The sequence below is a fragment of the Bacillota bacterium genome, assembly GCA_012837335.1.
In the GTDB taxonomy this organism is placed as follows: Bacteria; Bacillota; Limnochordia; order Darwinibacteriales; family DTU012; genus DTU012.
Map to the genome: position 1 here is coordinate 1 of DURM01000031.1, position 16,269 is coordinate 16,269.

Genomic DNA, 16,269 nt, shown 5'->3' on the forward strand with positions numbered 1-16,269 from the left:
AATTCGATCTGCTTCACTGTTTAATGAAAAATGCAGGCCGAGTTTTTACCCGGGATGAACTGTTAGACATTGTCTGGGGTTATGGCGCAGAAACCGAAACCCGGACTGTGGATGTTCATATCGGCACGATTCGGCAGAAGCTGGGCGAGTACGGCAGATACATCAAAACAGTGCGGGGACTTGGCTATCGGTTTGTCAGAAATGAGGGTAAATAGATGAAGCAGACGATCCTTAACAACATGATTATTCTCACTGTAATTGCGGTGCTGGTTTCGGCAGTATTTACCACAACTGCTGTCTATACCATGTTTAATAACAAGCTCCGCGAGGAGTTAGAAAACAGTGCAGATTTCTTTATGGATCTTCTCGATGCAGGATACAATCTGGATGAACTGCTGGAATCAGATGCGGTGGCTGAATACAAAACCCGGATAACATTAATTGCTGAGAATGGAGAAGTGCTTTTTGACAACCAGGCAGATATTCGTGAAATGGAGAATCATCTCCATCGGGAAGAGGTTCGGGAAGCGCTTACAAAAGGCAGTTCTCAAAGCGCTAGAAGATCACGAACTCTCGGCAGAGAAACATTTTACTATGCGGTGCGCCTGGACAGCGGACAGATTCTGCGGTTTGCAGTCACAACTGAAAGCATTATCTTTACTCTGTACCGCCTGCTCACTCTGATCGGAATCATGCTGGTGGCGGTAATTACAGCAGCTTTTCTGCTGGGAGAAAAGATGGCTGAAGGAATTATCACCCCAATTAATAACCTGGATTTAGACAATCCGCTGCAGAATGATGTTTACGAAGAAATAACGCCGCTGTTAACTCGCATTCACCGCCAAAACCTGGCCATCAAAGACCAGATTCAGCGGCTGCAGGCGCAGCAGGAAGATTTTATTGCGCTGACAAACAATATGGCAGAAGGCTTAATTGTAGTTGATCGCGCAGCTAAAATCATTACAATCAATACCAGCGCTTTGAACTTGTTCGGAGAATCATCCTCCCTTAGCTCAGATTATATTGGCAGGAATATTCTGATGCTGACCAGAGATATTCATTTGAACCAGGCAGTAGAAAAGGCCCTGAGGGGTGACAAAGCGGAACTGGTCTTTACCTTAAATGATAAAAGCTATCAAGTCTTTGCTGATCCCGTCTGGGAAGGTTCGACTATTCGCGGGGCTTTGGTTCTTTTTATTGACATCAGCAGTAAGTATGCGGTGGAGCAGATGCGGAAAGAATTCGCCGGGAATGTTTCCCATGAGCTGAAAACGCCTCTGACTGCAATTTCCAGCTATGCGGAGCTGATTAAAGACGGGATCGCTAAACCACAGGATATCCCGGAGTTCGCGGGGCATATCTACACCGAAACCCAGAGAATGATTGCTTTGGTAGAAGATCTGCTCAAACTTTCCCGCCTTGATGAGAAAGTTGAATTGGGTCCGACGGAAGCGATCAACCTGCTGGATGTGGCTGCGCAGGCTGCGCAGGCTCTTAAGCCGCTGACTGATAAGCATCAGATAGAGATTAAAGTGTCCGGGCAGTCTGTATCTGTTCCGGGCAATGAAGCGATTTTGTTTGAAATGGTTTACAATCTGATCGACAACGCAGTTAAATACAGCAGAGACGGCGGACAGGTTGAGGTTAAGGTTCTGGAAAGGGATAATACTCCGCTCCTGCTGGTAGCTGATCAGGGAATCGGAATACCTAGGGAACACCAGGAGCGGGTTTTTGAGCGGTTTTACCGCGTAGACAAGAGTCATTCGAAAAAGACTGGCGGAACTGGCTTAGGACTATCCATAGTAAAACACGCAGCCCTCTACCACAATGCGGTAGTATCGCTGGAGAGTGAAGTAGACAAAGGTACTACCGTTACAGTTGAATTTAAAGGATAAAAGTCGAGCTGTTGACATTATTGGTCAGCAGCTCGAACCATGTTCAGCAGAATTAGGCAAATATCTGGCGGTTTTTCCAAAGCCAATCCAGCATATTGCGGTTTTGGACAGCAATATCTTTAAGCTCATCGTGAGGTTCCAGCCAAGCGATGAAGATCATTTGGATTGAATAGACCACATAAGGAACGGCCTGTTTTTCTGCTGCGGTCAGCTTGGCCAGACGATCATATCCGGAGATAATGCCGGCAAAGATCTCCGGCCATTTTTCATATCCACCAGCAATATTGCCTGCTTCTGACAGAATCCCAGTAGCGCAGTAGCAGGGATCGAACAGCCTGACATTGCGCTCGCTGATCACAAAATCAATAAAACCGGTTACCTCGCCGTTGGCAAACATAATGTTTGAAGGATTAGGATCGCGGTGGATGATGTGACGGGGAAGCAGGGGATACAATTGGCTGAATGTTTCCTGGTAGTTCCGGTAAAATTCTTCCGGCAGCGGCATATTCCACTGTTCCATTATTCGCTTTGTATTGGGCAGTGCCCAGATGAGTACCGTCTCGAGCAGATTGCTGTCGTTGACTTCGATACTGGTGTCATGGTTTTTCAGGATCTTGTGAAGCCCAGCAATCGCCTCGCCATATTTTACTCCTGTGCTGAATCGATCTCCCCGATAGCGTTCCTGGGGGCCTAAATAGCTCCCACTGACTTTATTAGTCAGCACGTAGTAGCGGTCATCATCAAGGAGGAAGTCTGCACCGGCTTTAGTCGGAATCGGATAAGCTGCGTCCATACCGCTTTGGGCCAGCGCTTTGGAAATGGCGATATGGGTTTTGAGTCCGGCGATATTCCTGCCAGTTTTTAAAATGTAATCACTGCCAATCTGCCATGTTCCCTTACCACCGGCATGGTGCACCGGACCGATTTCCAGTTTGTCCTCAATGTTCCAGTTGGTAAGGATTTGTCTGATCTGAGTTTGGGTAAGCATAAATTTTCCCTCCGCATCGAGATTTACCGGCTGCGGCCGCTTGGCGGTATTGAGTTGAGCATATTTTGTGGGTGAACAGCCGAATTCCCGCTTGAAGGCTTTGTAAAACCCGGCGTGGGTGTCAAAGCCATAAGCAAGCGCAGTTTCAATGATTTTGGCGCCGTTAGCGATCTCAAAAGCTGCCCACAGCAGTCGCCTTTTGGTAATATAGGCTGCTGCCGGCATACCAACAATGCTGCAGAAAAGATGGCAGAAATGAAATTGGGAAAACCCTACAAGCTCTGCCAGCTCATTTACTGTCAGTTCTGTTTTGAGATTGACTTCGATATAATCGACGCATTTCTGCATCAGTCTGACGGTGCTCAATATTCTCGCTCCCCCACAGTTATTCCGTACGGTAATTTAAGCATAGCATGAACCAAGCCGGCAAACCTTTCCTGGATTGCGGAAAGTAAAAAGCACAGCAGAATTGCAGCTGTGCTTAGTTGTATTTTCGCATTAATCCGATTTTGGTCTACCATTGAGGTGTTCCTCTTTGAGAGCTTCCTCGTAATCGGCGCTGAAGGCTCGGTACCGGTACTCATAATCACAATAGGCAACTAACCGGTCAAGCTTATCGTCAATGCGAATCGGTTTACTCATCAAGCCCACCCACTCCTGATCTTATTGTGATAATCTTCTGGAAGAAACTAAAGAAACCTTCTCTGCAAAGATCATCTGAGAAGATTTAAAGTAGGTTGTTCTAGCGAATGACTGCATGGCCTGATAGATAATTTCCTGGGTTAATTACAAACCTGTTTAATCCTGTAGGAATCCGGTGTCATCTGCTGCTTAACTCCATATAATGAAGAGAAGAAATAGGGATATAGGGTTGGTGAGACAGGTGGGTGCCAGATACTGCTGTCCGGAAGCAATTTGTGAGCTGTTAGAATCCATTGCTCTTGAGGAGAAAGCACTTGCAAATTTAATCAATGCAGAGGCAGAAAAACTAAGGGCGGTGATTTCAAGCAGGCAAACTCCGCTGACCCCTGAGAATTTTGTTATGGTTCAGCGAGAAGTAGTCAGTATGCTGCAGGCAATAATTAAGTTTCAGATTCTACTCCAGTATAAACTTGAGGATCTGCTGGAAGTGTGCCGCCAGCAGCCAACACCAAAGCACATTAATGCCGTTAAATCTACAGCTAGGTACCAGGAATTCCTTTAATTAAAAAAGGACCCGTTTGTAAGGGTCCTTTCTGGATGCTGCTTAACCATTGCAGGGTGTAACTTCTATATCCACACCGGTAAGCTGGAAACTCAGCAGGGTAGTGCCGAGAATCGGATCGAGCAGCTCCAAATCGACAGTTCCCGCTGTTCCGTCGATTTCTAACGACAGGTTCAGCAGGCCAGCGATAATACCGGTTGCAGTGCCAGCACCGGTTAAGGTTAAGGCATCATCACCACAGACAATTGCTGCGATATCTGTCAGGGTAAAGGTTATATCTCCAATGATAATCGGAAGTCCGGTTAGGCCTAATGTTAATGAGCTGCCTTCACTGCTGCACTCAGGACAAATATTGATGCCTAAGGTGACATCAGCCTGGAGTAGTGGGAGATCAAGCAGGCTGATAGTCACACCGGCTTCTTGCAGTTCAGCAGAGACGGAGCAATCGCAGTCAAATACTATTGGTCCGTCTTCCTCCTCCATCTCGATCAGTCTCAAGATATCTTCCAGCTTAAACTGCAGCATCATCTGGTTTTTAATGACTTCTCTGAGAGTGCTGCGGATGCTGTTGTTAACTGCCAAAAGATCATCAATGCTGGTGATGGGTGGGGGAGGCTGCCCATTTTCTAGTGTCCCGAGAATCATCTGGAGTTTTTCTGCTTCCGCGTTAATTAAATGAGCCAAGCTGAGTTCTTCCATTCCGATCGATGCCAGTAATAGGGTGATGGACTGATCAATCGTTAAATTTATATCGCTGGGAATACTCGGTTCAGACATCGTATCACGCCCCTAGCTTAGTAATTCTGGTTTCAATATATGCTATGAGAATCTAGCTGCATGGGCTACAAGCAGGGGGAAAACAGGTACAGAGTACTAAGCAGGAGGATTAGTTTTCTACTGACAGCTGTTTCAGTACACCTCTCAAATTGTGGAAAAACTCTTTTACTGTAACGGTAACGTTGGTTTCGCCTTTTCTAATAGTGATACACGCGTCTTCTATGGTTAAAGTCATTCCATTTAATGCAAAGCCTTGTGTCCCTGTAGCATTTTCCAAATCCTTATTATCCAGTAATACTCGGATCTCTGGTTGAACTCTTTTTAGTTCTAACCAAGTCCGCCATTCATCTAGGGTTTTGATGCTTAATTCAGGGAGAGTACTGGCCTTTTCTAATAGAAGAATATTCGTGTAGATATGGCTTCCACTTATTCCATAGCCTTCCGGTTTGATGGCACGGTCCAGTGGTTCCCATTGGTCTACGTGAAAAACAATGTAATCCATCTCTGGATCGCTTCTGGTTGGTAGTTCAATCTTCTTTCTCTTTGTTATCGCCATCTCCTGGATTTTGCTGTAATACCAAATGCCGCAGTTTTTCCCAAAGGACTTTTCACTTTGGTAGAGGGCAACATACTCCAGCTTGTGATTTAAGATACTCTTTTGATAGGGGATGTAATAGAGATTGTGATTGAAAACGTACTTAAATTGGTCTTTGCCCCGCAGTGTACCAACCAGTACATTCAGTTGAAATGATAGCTCTCTTCGATAATCATCGTCTCCGGCTGGTAAGACATGACGTTCGTAGTTGCGAAGGTGAGATTCATCAATTATGCTCTCTAAAAACTCTGAAACAAGACAGGTGCTTCCTGGCAGAAAAGGGAACGCACCGACGTTAACTTTTTCAATACTTTTGTAGAAATGATGCTCTTGAAACTTATCTTCATCATGATAAGGAAAAAGAACGAATGCTCCGACCACGACTCTTTCTGGTTTCTCCTGATAACTTTTAACAATGGCGTCGCGGTAGCGGTGCATGGTATTAATGGTCTCTTCTTCAGGGCCTGGTATTCCACCGTAAGTGTTGTAATAATTGCTACCGGGTAGAGCTGGATTGATCCTATACTTTGCATCAAAGATAAATTTATATTCTACTTGAGAACCTTCTTTCTTAAGAGTAAGAATATGATCTGGCTTTTGCGCGGTAGTAAATTGTTCTCCCTCAGTTGAATTGTAACTTAAAGTAAACCTTTCTCCAGTTCGTGGATGCTGATATTCGATTTTTGATGAACCACCTTTTTTAAGCGTGACAAACAACCCTTGATAATTAACATCAATTAGATCATGTTTCACTAGCTGATATTTTTTACGGAGGATGTTGTTGAGTTCGAGGAAACACCAGTATTCATAAAGCTCCCAGATTTGCTTCATGGACAACCTGAAGATTCCGGAATTTACAGATAAGCCTTTAGAAAGCATTAAGTAATTCTTATATATTTCGCGATAACCAGCACCCATTTGGAGAACTAATGATATTGAATGGGCTTTACTTATGGAACCAACTTCTTTTAGAAAACTGTTTTTGAGGATAAAGCTCAGATCGCCGGTCATTTTGGCGATAGTGCGAGACACTTCGGTATCAAGGCTATTGGCTGTCCAGGCCTGATATCTTTTCTCAAAGGTACGAAGTTTTACCAGTAACTGAGTTATAATCCACTTCACAAAGCGGTTTTCAAATGTATCAACAGTAATTCGCTTATCTATGTTCAGCAATTTTTCGGGGAAGTTAAGGTCCTTGTGATAGTGTTGCGGATTTTTACTCAACCATCTTATACTCTGGTTATTGGTTTTCTTGACCCTTGACACCGGAAGTACTCTAGGTGTTTGGTTAAGTTCGTGATGGGGGTACATTTCAATCCGGTTGTATGCTTTTATGAAATCATCAAAGATTAGACGAATTATACTAAAAAACTCGACCAAGGAAACGCTAGAAGCCTCTCTCAGTGTAGTTGTTTGAAAAGTACTCCGCAGAAAATCATAGGCTAAATTGTAAATTTCATTATTCACTTCATTAAGTAGTCGAAAGTAATCACGGCGATATTCAATTTTACTGGGGAACACTTCAACAGTTACAATTAAAGCGGTTTGACCATTAACTCGGATTTCAAACTCGGAGAAGCCGACATCATTGCGGAAATTGATAATTCCCATTAACTGATGGTCCTTACCTGGGTAGGTACTAATCGACTCTCGGATATTTTTATTTTCATGGTAGAAACTAATTTTCTGGTTTGCTTTTCCATCAATAAATAGTAAGTAATTCTGTTGCTCGAAAAAACAGGGGTAGACATCTGGTTCCAAGTCGTTGACTTCTACCAAACCTTTGTTAGGAGAGTAATACTTGAACACTTCCACGTTCGCACTAAGCGGAAGTACTGTTAGTTTTGCGGTGACACTTTTATTGGATGGGTATGGTTGCTGGATATCAGGATGAATCGGTTTACCCTTAATGATCAATGTGAACTGATCGGTATCAATATAAACTAGATCTAATTCATGTCCGACGTAAGACAAGGTTTACACTCCTCTCGCAAAACTACAGCCAGAAAGATGTAAATCCGTCTTCCTCAAAGCGTTTAATCATAAACGCAATTTTTGCTGAAGATCGGGGGAATGGCAAGTCGTTATTGGCATTAACAAAATTAATTGCTTTGCTACCTATTGTGCCATCTTCATTGGAGTAATCGCGACCAGCAGTAAAATAAAATAGTTTTATTAAGACACGTTTAATCGTCTCACTGCTACCTTGAATACGCGGGAGCACTTTCTGCATTAGTTGAAAATCAAATGCGGCATTCTCAGTGAGTAATTCTTCCTGATTATTGTAGAGCATATAGAAACAGATCTCATCTCGGATCCGGTATCCGATCTGGAGATTGGCTTCTTTTAAGATGTCATTTATTTCCATTAACCTGCCAATGATATCTCCGAGCTTGTCCTCGTTTTCGATGCCACAGTCTCTAAGGGTTACGTATTTAGATTTAAGGAAGGCAGGATTCACTTTCCAGGTATCTAACCCAGAATTAGTTTCATCAAGTAAAGTAAACATGTCTAGATGTATTTCCGAGAATTCAATTGTATTAGCCCGATCGAGTACTTTTTTGCTGAATGGATGAGTCGTTTCATCCATATTGACCGTTCCAACGATGTACAAGTTATCCGGTAGTATTAAATCTGCGTAAGCTTGGTCAGACTTATTTTCAAAGTAATTACTATCAATAATGGTATCAGTAACTATGTTTTTATTTACTTTCTTTCTGGTTTCCATAATGCTTAGAAAATCACTGAAGTAGTATTCAACTCTGGCCAAATTCATCTCGTCTAGACAAACTAAGTAGATATTGTCGGCGTCATCATTAGCGGCTTTAATAAAGTCGATAATTGGTCCAGCAACAAACTTGCCTTGAATATTCTTATATCCCAAGAGATCAGAACCATCATTCCAATCCGGGCGAACCGAAATCAACTTGTACCTACAGCCAATTGCTTCGGCAAATAGTTGGACCAATTTAGTTTTTCCTGTTCCAGATATACCTGCAAGTAAAACGAAGGGCTTGGTTTTAAGAGAGAGATAAAAGTTCTCGATTAAACCATCTGGGTAAGCGAAACCTTTGGCTGTGATATACTCCTTGATGTGGGAGATCACTTCGGCGACTACAGGCTCTGAGGTTGGTTCTAAGTTATCGTTTTGATTTGCCGAATTATCCGGTTGCCAAATCTGTTCTTTATACTCTTGATAAATCAGCATCATTTGGTGAAGGTCATTGATTAGCTGTTCCTCTGTTGTAATTCCGTTAACTAGGTCAGTTTTATTGTATTGTCTATATGCTACTGTCGACTGTTCATATTTTCGTCCTAACGGTTTATCAGATAATCTTATGTTGTCGTCAACTTGAAAGTCTTGGAAGTTGATGGAATCCCTCAGAATATTTTTCTTTGCTAGATAATCCCGTCGGTCTGCCTTTGTCACTCCTTGGTTAAAAGCTAGATAAACCCGTTCCATGTCCTCAGAGAACAAGTAAGCTACATATTCGCCTTCTTGAGTAGTTACGGTGATGTCCCTATCCATAATCACCAACCAAGGTACATAAGCCCAGTTTCCTTGACCAATCGAGCCATTTATTCTGTAATTATTCGGATTTATGTCTTCCGATGCGGACAGATTTTCCAGAATTAGTCTTGGGAGTTGCTGTCTAATTAAAGTGCCTAACTCGTGTCCGCCGTACCCTTCGTGATCGCGAGCATGAACGTATTCACTCATAATTCTGACAAAACTCTCCCGGAGAGATCTTATTTCAACCATACTGCTTTCACCGCCTCGATTGCTTTTTTGGCAAAAATACTGTAATTCGGAAACTTCTCTTAATCTTTAGTTTATCAGATTTTTATACTATGTACCAGATTGAAAGTCAGAACATTGTTGCTGAAGGTGAAATCCGGTATTATGCTGAATACTATGATGAAATGTTTCATACTCGTAAGGATGTAGATGCTGATGCAACCAAAAAACGTATACGCTGTTTTTCTGGCTATAATCATTGTTTGGATTGGCGCGTGGATTCTTAAAGTCAATCTTGAGCCAGCTGTAAGCTGGCTTACTGCCGGTTGGGGCAGTTTTATATACTGGACTGCGGCGAAGCTTTTAATCTGGATTCTACCAGCGCTGTGGCTTCTTAAGCGTGCTGGTACTTCACTTTTTAGTCTGCTCAATCTTTCTAACTGGAAAGAGTGGCTTAAGTGGGGTGGTGGAATCGGTTTAGTGATTGCATTAACCGGAATTATTCTAAACTATCTTCAGGGACGACCGATTCTACCGACTGAATTCAGCACGTCACTATTAAATGTCTTAATAATTGCGCCTATTTTTGAGGAGATTTTGGTGCGGGGAGCGCTCCTTACTCATCTGCGGCAAAGCTATTCTTTTGCTGCCGCCAACATCATCACATCGGTGATGTTCCTTATTCTTCATGTTCCTGGCTGGTATTTTATGGGAGTCCTTGTTGATAATCTCACCCAACCGGCTGGAGGAGCCCTGTCTATTTTTCTGTGCAGTTTGGCCTTTGGATATGCCGCTTATCGTTCTGATTCGGTGATGGGTGGAATTCTAGCCCACTTCCTCAATAATCTTTTTTAAGACCTGAGAACGAAAATTATTTACTTCCGCATATCAGCAGTGTTATGATAAAAAGAAAAATTTCTCAGTGTGGAGATGGGAAGAATGGACAAACTGCTGATTGCATTTGGCGGCAACGCTATTATTCGAGCCGGTCAAAAAGGCACTTATGAGGAGCAGCTGGAGAATATCCGCAGCTGCTGCCGAAAGCTTGTCGATCTTTATGATCGAGGCTTTTCCATGGTAATTACCCATGGTAATGGGCCGCAGGTTGGCAACCTTCTAATTCAGAATGAAGCAGCTTCCGAGCAAATCCCAGTGCAGCCGATGCATGTCTGTGTTGCTCAAACACAGGGTCAGATCGGATATCTGCTGCAGTGCGAATTGGATAATGAACTTCGCCGCCGCAAAAAAAGCGTCCAGACAGCAGCAGTGATGACGAGGGTCCTGGTCGACAGCAGTGATGAGGCGTTTTCTAAGCCTACCAAACCTGTTGGTCCGTTCTTTTCGGAGCAGCACGCGAGAGCAAAAATGCAGAAAGGGGAAACCTGGATCAGTGACAGCGGACGCGGGTGGAGAAGAGTCGTTCCATCACCTAGACCAATCAAAATACTAGAGCTGGAAGCAATTAATCAGCTTTTAGAGTGCTGCGGAATTGTAATTGCTGTTGGCGGTGGAGGCATTCCGGTAGTAGAGCGAAATGGTGAACTTACTGGAATTGATGCTGTCATCGACAAGGATCTGGCTAGTGCGCTGCTTGCCCGAAATCTAAATGTCGATGTGCTGGTTATGCTTACAGATGTCAGCTGTGTTAAGCTTAATTTCGGTCATGCAAATGAAAGGGATGTCCATGATCTCACTGCTGATGAAGCCGAGCAGTATCTTGCAGAAGGGCAGTTTGGTACAGGCAGCATGGCTCCTAAGATTCAAGCTGCTCTGGATTTTCTTAAAGCAGGAGGAAAGCGTGCTGTTATAACTTCCCTTGTGGAAGTTGTTGAAGCGATTCATGGTAATGCAGGAACAGTAATAACAATGTAAAATAAACAACCGCCGAGTTTTTTCCGGCGGTTTTCCTATATTCAACCTCCGCTGGTTGGATACAGACGCTTTTGCTCACTCTGCTCTTCTAGCATTTTATTTAAGATAGCTTGGATTTTGACCGTTATGGGAGTTCGGAAAGGATCGCTTGCCAGATTCATTGCTTCTAATGGATCTCTGCTGAGATTATACATTTCGTACTCATCGGGCACATATTTACTCTGCTGGTCTGGCATGCACCCTGGATTAAAAGTAGTCTTAACTCTTTGGCCTCTGTACCCAAACAGGTCACCTCTACCTTGGATGCTGTTAAACTGTGGGTTTTTAAAGTAGCAGGAGTATTTCCAGATCTCATCAGTTCCGCCTTTTCCTGTAGGCAGCTGTGCGATCACTGTTTCGATGGAGTTCGGTTGGCTAACCGCAGGGTAAGGTATGCCGGTAATACTGACCTGGTTTAAGCCTTTAGTAACATTGTCATCGGTCATAAAGTAAATCGGTTCGTCAGCTTTAGGACACTCTTGGCCATACACCAGCGGCGAAAGATCCCGACCTACCAAAGGATGCACCTCGGTATGGTCTTTTTTTAGCTGTTTCTGCAGCTCATACGCGTTTAGTCCTGCCAATCCCAGTAATGTGGGCAGCAGGTCAACGTGGCTGGTGAGCATCTCGGTAGATTCAGGTTTGGTAAACAGCACCGGATTGTGGATGATTAATGGCACATGGATCGCTTCTTCATACGCTTGATACCATTTCTGGAATAATCCGCCGTGAGCTCCCAAAAGTTCACCGTGATCAGAGGTGAAAATCACAATTGTATTTTGGTAAAAGGATGACTTCATTAAAGCGTCAAGCACTGCATTAACCTGCCGATCAACTTCTAACTGCAGACTGTAATATAACTGGCGGTAGAATAAAGTATCGGCTAATGGCTGCAGGGCAAGTGGATAAATTCGTCTGTAGCTTGCCTGGGCAGAGGGTTTGGTTGCTAAAGACTCGTTGGCTGTAGGTGCTGGGGGAATGTAGGGAACTGACGGGTCGACTTTAAATGAAAACTGATCTGAGCGTTGGGAAGCTGCACCAAAGATGGCGATATCGTGGGGATTGACGAAGGAGCACATAATAAACCATGGTCTTCGCTTCTTTTCAGGGGTATCCGCATATTCCAGGTCCAACTTTCTGATTAAATCAACTGCCTGCTTTTTATAGACTACATCCCTGCCGCTGATACCTTTAGCTGCTGATGAGCCTGAGTTTCTTGGATTGCTGCCGTGCGGCTCTGGTCCAACCCAAGCGTCAAATCCATATTCCCTTAGGTTATTAGCCCTTTCGTACAGCCGCTCATTTTTTGGGACTGGTACACCGCTATCCGAGTTATAGGATAGGAAAGAATCATGGGTGCCTGGAATAATGATGTCAGCTTGAGATGCATGCCATTTTCCCTTCCAGAAAGTCTGGTATCCTGCTAACCTGAAATAATCGCCGATAGTAGGTACGGTATGGAGATCGAGCCAGAACATATCAGGATCAAAAGCTGATTTTGCAACTCCATCAGTTTGGGAAACTCCATGCAGTGATGGATACTGTCCGGTATAAAGAGTTGCCCGGCTTGGTACGCAGGCGGTACTGCCGGCGTAATGATTCTTAAACTCTAATCCTCTGTTTCTAAGTCTTTCATAGGCTTTAAGATATCTTTTCCTCCATTTTTTCAACTCTGGAGTTTCGTAGACAACAGGATAGCGCTCCTGATCCACCATAATGAACAAGAAGTTAAAATCGCTCATTTTGCTGTCTCCTTAGAAAGATATATTGGTTCAGTATATGCGTGAGCTTTGGAGAAATAGCTTTTTGAAAAAACATAAGGCCTTACTGTTGTTGCAGTAAGGCCTTGTGAAGTAGTATCTGCTATTGTGGGTTTGAAGCAGCTATGGTGATGGTTACTGTTGACTTATATGTGCCCGATGTTAAATCATACCACTCTTTTTCGTCTGGAACGTTATATTCTAGTCCTATTTCTAAATTAGTCAAACCTTGATTGATGTTTATTGTTGTTTGTGTATTAGGACTATATTTCCCGATATGTTTATTTGAATTTGAATCCTTTCTAGTAAGCAAATACCTGAAAAATCTGTCAACAGCTTGGTTTTCAAAAGAACCAAATTCGAACTTAAGGTTGAATCCAGTGTTGGATACGAGCGTTCCCGATACACTTACTTGTTCTTCTGATGAGCCTTCACTAATGGTCATTTCCAATAAATTGCCCAATTCTAAGATCGCATATGGTTCTACATGCACTACTACGTCAACTTGATGCGGGATGCCCTTAGATTCAAGTGCGCCAACCCCTGTTCCCAGAATCAGTACAAGCAGCAGACTAAGTACTAAAAGTTTTTTCATTAAAATCCTCCTTAGTTTTTATTTGGTACAAGTGTATGGGTGCTGCGATTAATTTAGAACGATGCTGTGGGAGAAATAATGGTGATGGGAAAGGATTATTCCTTTTTGATCGCTAACATTATTTCACTAATATTAATGAAATGGAGGATTATTTAATGGTCGGTGTAGAAATTGATTTTGTAGTTGCAGACAGCCTTAAAGCTTTGGAACTGTATGAGCGAATCTTCGATTTAGAGCGGGTTGAGGTGACCAGTTTTCCAAAAGGCCAAAACGAAGTGATCTTCAAGCTTTACGGAACGAGCTTCCACATGCTTGATGCTAATCCTGAGTTTAATCTGATTCCGCCCGGAGACAATCCGGTGCAGTCAATCTGGTTTAATGTGTTGGTTCCTGATATCAAGGAAACCTATGCCAAAGCGATGGAAGCCGGGTGCAAAGAGATCCAGGCTGTAACTGACATCCCCGATTTCGGAGTTACCAACGCGATCTTTGCCGATCCTTTCGGCTACGTCTGGATGCTGCATCAAATCCATGAACTTAAGAGTTTCGAGGAGAAGGTACAGCTCTGGGAGGAACGGACCAAAAAAGAATGAGCTAAAGGAGTTGCAGGATGGGAAACAAGTATACGAACTTTTTAGGTATGGAATTCGTGAAGATCGAGTCAGGCAGCTTTATCATGGGCAATCTCCAGGGAGTGCCGGATGATGACTTGATCAAAAAGTACGCTAGGGAAGATGAAGAACCGGTCCACAAAGTGACAATTACAGAGCCGTTTTACATCGCAGTTACTCCGGTTACTAATAAACAGTATGAGCAGTTTGATCCCGACCACCGCCGATTCCGGGGGCAGAACGGCTTTTCATCCGGTGATGAGGATGCGGTAGTGTTTGTGAGCTGGTATGACGCGGCTGCGTTTTGCCAGTGGCTGTCCGATAAGGACGGCAGGCACTACCGCCTGCCCACCGAAGCAGAGTGGGAATATGCTGTGCGAGCCGGTACAAGCACCGCCTATTTCACCGGTGATGAGCTGCCTGAAGAGTTTTTGCGGAAAGATCTGCAGGTTGGCCAGACTCCGGCTAATCCATGGGGGCTCTATGATGTGCATGGTTTAGTGGAAGAGTGGTGCTGGGACTGGTACGGACCTTACAATGCTGAAAACAAGGTTAACCCGGTTGGCTATGACTGGGGCAGCTTCAAGGTTCTTCGGGGCGGCAGTCACTCCACCGACAAAGAGTATCTTCGCTCATCCAATCGGATGGCCCAGATTCCGGAAGCCCGCAATTGGCTGATGGGATTTAGGGTAGTGATCGGAGAACTGCCGGAGCAGCGATATGTCTATACCTGTCAAGAGAGACCAAATCGGATCAATGTGGTAGATGTGAAAGCGGAAGTAGAAAAAGTGCCAGAACAGCCTTATTTTGCCAAACCCCAGAGCTTTGTAAAACTGCACTATGATTATCCCTTTGGTCCCCACAACCACCAGCCGGCCATCACAGAACTTCCTAACGGTGATTTAATGGCAATCTGGTACACAACCGATACAGAGGAAGGCCGAGAGTTAAGATACGCCGGCAGCCGCTTCAGTCAGCAGACCCAAACCTGGGAGCCGGCTTCAATCTTCTGGGTGATGCCTGACCGCAACATCCACGGCTGCGATCTGTTCTGGGATAAGGAAAGCAATATTGTGTACCATATTACAGGGATAGCTGCTGCGGAAAATGATGGCAAGAGCATTGCTGTGGCACTGCGAGAGTCCTATGACTGCGGCCGAACCTGGACAGCGCCCCGGTTTGTCTGTGCTGAGTTTGGCCACAGGGGGCAGGTGATCAGCAGTACCATTAAGACCAGCGATGGCAGGTTTTTGGTTCTGTGTGATGATCTCAAAAATTGGGGAACTGCAGTTTACATCAGCAGTGATGGTGTCAGCTGGTTTGATCCGGGTAAAGATCAGCCTAAACCTAGATTTGCAGAAGGGGAAGTCGGTGCCTGGATCGCAGGTATACATGCTTCTGCAGTTGAGCTTGACGATGGCCGGCTGCTGGCTGCCGGCAGAGGAAACAATATCAATGGGCGAATGCCATTCAGCATTTCCGAGGACGGCGGACATACTTGGAGGTACACCGCTAGTGACTTCCCACCGGTCGGTGCCGGTCAGCGCTTAGCCATGATCCGCCTTAAAGAAGGTCCCATTCTATTGATCGGTTTTACCGACAGCCGCAACCTGCTCCGCCAGGATATGGAAGGCATTTTGGGCTTTGATGCAGAAGGCAATCTCACCAAGATTACCGGACTCTACGCTGCGGTATCCTTTGACCAGGGCAAGACCTGGCCAATTAAAAGAGTCATCTCCGATGGGTCGGGGCGGAGAGTAGAGTCAACGGATCCCAACCAATATAATCTGGATACAATGACCAAGGATGCCAACCGCATTTTTACGATGGACGCAGCCAGTGGAGAGGCAATGGGCTACTGCGCCATAATTCAAGCAGAGAATGGGATGATTCATTTAATATCCAGCAGACAGCACTACCAGTTTAATTATCAGTGGCTGGTAGAACACAGCAGTTAAATAGACAAGAAAAGGCCGGTCCATTGGGAACGGTCTTTCTAATAATATTTAACTAATTTGGAGGATTGTATTAACATATCTAGAATAATTGATAACGAAAACATAACATTTTTTAGACTTGTGGTATTAAGTCAAGAGGGTGATGCAGAAAAAGTTCGTTGACAATGACGAGTTGGACCGAAAAAAGGGTTCAGGAAACAGAACTGGTCATTTTTGAGAACCAGCGTTTGGTGTGG

Annotated in this window: 13 protein-coding genes and 1 pseudogene; 7 read left to right on the forward strand and 7 right to left on the reverse strand. The window is 44.3% G+C overall.

Annotated elements, in window-relative coordinates; translation table 11 throughout:
- Both GX019_04570 and GX019_04575 read left to right on the forward strand, forming a co-directional pair.
- Positions 1 to 215: winged helix-turn-helix transcriptional regulator (locus GX019_04570; protein HHT36433.1), on the forward strand; the 215-nt coding region annotated here is incomplete at its 5' end.
- The gene (locus tag GX019_04575) at positions 216 to 1,895 is read left to right on the forward strand and encodes a PAS domain-containing protein (GenBank protein HHT36434.1); all 1,680 of its coding nucleotides are present in this window, start codon (positions 216 to 218) and stop codon (positions 1,893 to 1,895) included.
- Positions 1,896 to 1,947: 52 nt separating this feature from the next.
- On the opposite strand, the gene GX019_04580 is transcribed toward GX019_04575, so the two are convergent.
- Together GX019_04580 and GX019_04585 are read right to left on the reverse strand one after the other, a co-directional pair.
- Complete coding sequence (locus GX019_04580) at positions 1,948 to 3,249, reverse strand: helix-turn-helix domain-containing protein (protein ID HHT36435.1); 1,302 nt, start codon at positions 3,247 to 3,249, stop codon at positions 1,948 to 1,950.
- A gap of 132 nt (positions 3,250 to 3,381) precedes the next feature.
- Entirely contained in the window at positions 3,382 to 3,525 is a 144-nt protein-coding gene (locus GX019_04585) for a hypothetical protein (GenBank protein HHT36436.1), read from the reverse strand.
- Between the two features lie 202 nt (positions 3,526 to 3,727).
- Between GX019_04585 and GX019_04590 the strand changes: the two genes are divergently transcribed.
- On the forward strand, positions 3,728 to 4,087 hold the full coding sequence (locus GX019_04590; protein ID HHT36437.1) for a hypothetical protein: 360 nt from the start codon (positions 3,728 to 3,730) through the stop codon (positions 4,085 to 4,087).
- A gap of 486 nt (positions 4,088 to 4,573) precedes the next feature.
- Here GX019_04590 and GX019_04595 read toward each other — a convergent pair.
- From GX019_04595 to GX019_04605, 3 genes and pseudogenes are all read right to left on the reverse strand, one after another.
- Positions 4,574 to 4,864, reverse strand: a pseudogene (locus GX019_04595) (hypothetical protein).
- 109 nt (positions 4,865 to 4,973) lie between these two features.
- Entirely contained in the window at positions 4,974 to 7,433 is a 2,460-nt protein-coding gene (locus GX019_04600; protein HHT36438.1) for a DUF2357 domain-containing protein, read from the reverse strand.
- A gap of 22 nt (positions 7,434 to 7,455) precedes the next feature.
- Positions 7,456 to 9,180, reverse strand: a complete 1,725-nt coding sequence (locus tag GX019_04605) for a DUF3578 domain-containing protein (GenBank protein ID HHT36439.1) — start codon at positions 9,178 to 9,180, stop codon at positions 7,456 to 7,458.
- Between the two features lie 234 nt (positions 9,181 to 9,414).
- Between GX019_04605 and GX019_04610 the strand changes: the two genes are divergently transcribed.
- Entirely contained in the window at positions 9,415 to 10,053 is a 639-nt protein-coding gene (locus tag GX019_04610) for a CPBP family intramembrane metalloprotease (GenBank protein ID HHT36440.1), read from the forward strand.
- A gap of 75 nt (positions 10,054 to 10,128) precedes the next feature.
- Positions 10,129 to 11,070, forward strand: a complete 942-nt coding sequence (gene arcC, locus GX019_04615) for a carbamate kinase (GenBank protein HHT36441.1) — start codon at positions 10,129 to 10,131, stop codon at positions 11,068 to 11,070.
- A 41-nt stretch (positions 11,071 to 11,111) separates the two neighbouring features.
- Here arcC and GX019_04620 read toward each other — a convergent pair whose 3' ends face one another.
- Positions 11,112 to 12,851, reverse strand: a complete 1,740-nt coding sequence (locus tag GX019_04620) for a sulfatase-like hydrolase/transferase (protein HHT36442.1) — start codon at positions 12,849 to 12,851, stop codon at positions 11,112 to 11,114.
- A gap of 121 nt (positions 12,852 to 12,972) precedes the next feature.
- A complete protein-coding gene (locus GX019_04625) occupies positions 12,973 to 13,464 on the reverse strand; it encodes a hypothetical protein (GenBank protein ID HHT36443.1) in 492 nt (163 codons plus the stop codon).
- Positions 13,465 to 13,619: 155 nt separating this feature from the next.
- On the opposite strand from GX019_04625, the gene GX019_04630 reads away from it, so the two are divergent.
- Together GX019_04630 and GX019_04635 are read left to right on the forward strand one after the other, a co-directional pair.
- Entirely contained in the window at positions 13,620 to 14,057 is a 438-nt protein-coding gene (locus GX019_04630) for a VOC family protein (protein ID HHT36444.1), read from the forward strand.
- A 17-nt stretch (positions 14,058 to 14,074) separates the two neighbouring features.
- Entirely contained in the window at positions 14,075 to 16,033 is a 1,959-nt protein-coding gene (locus GX019_04635; GenBank protein HHT36445.1) for an SUMF1/EgtB/PvdO family nonheme iron enzyme, read from the forward strand.
- Positions 16,034 to 16,269 lie beyond the last annotated feature (236 nt).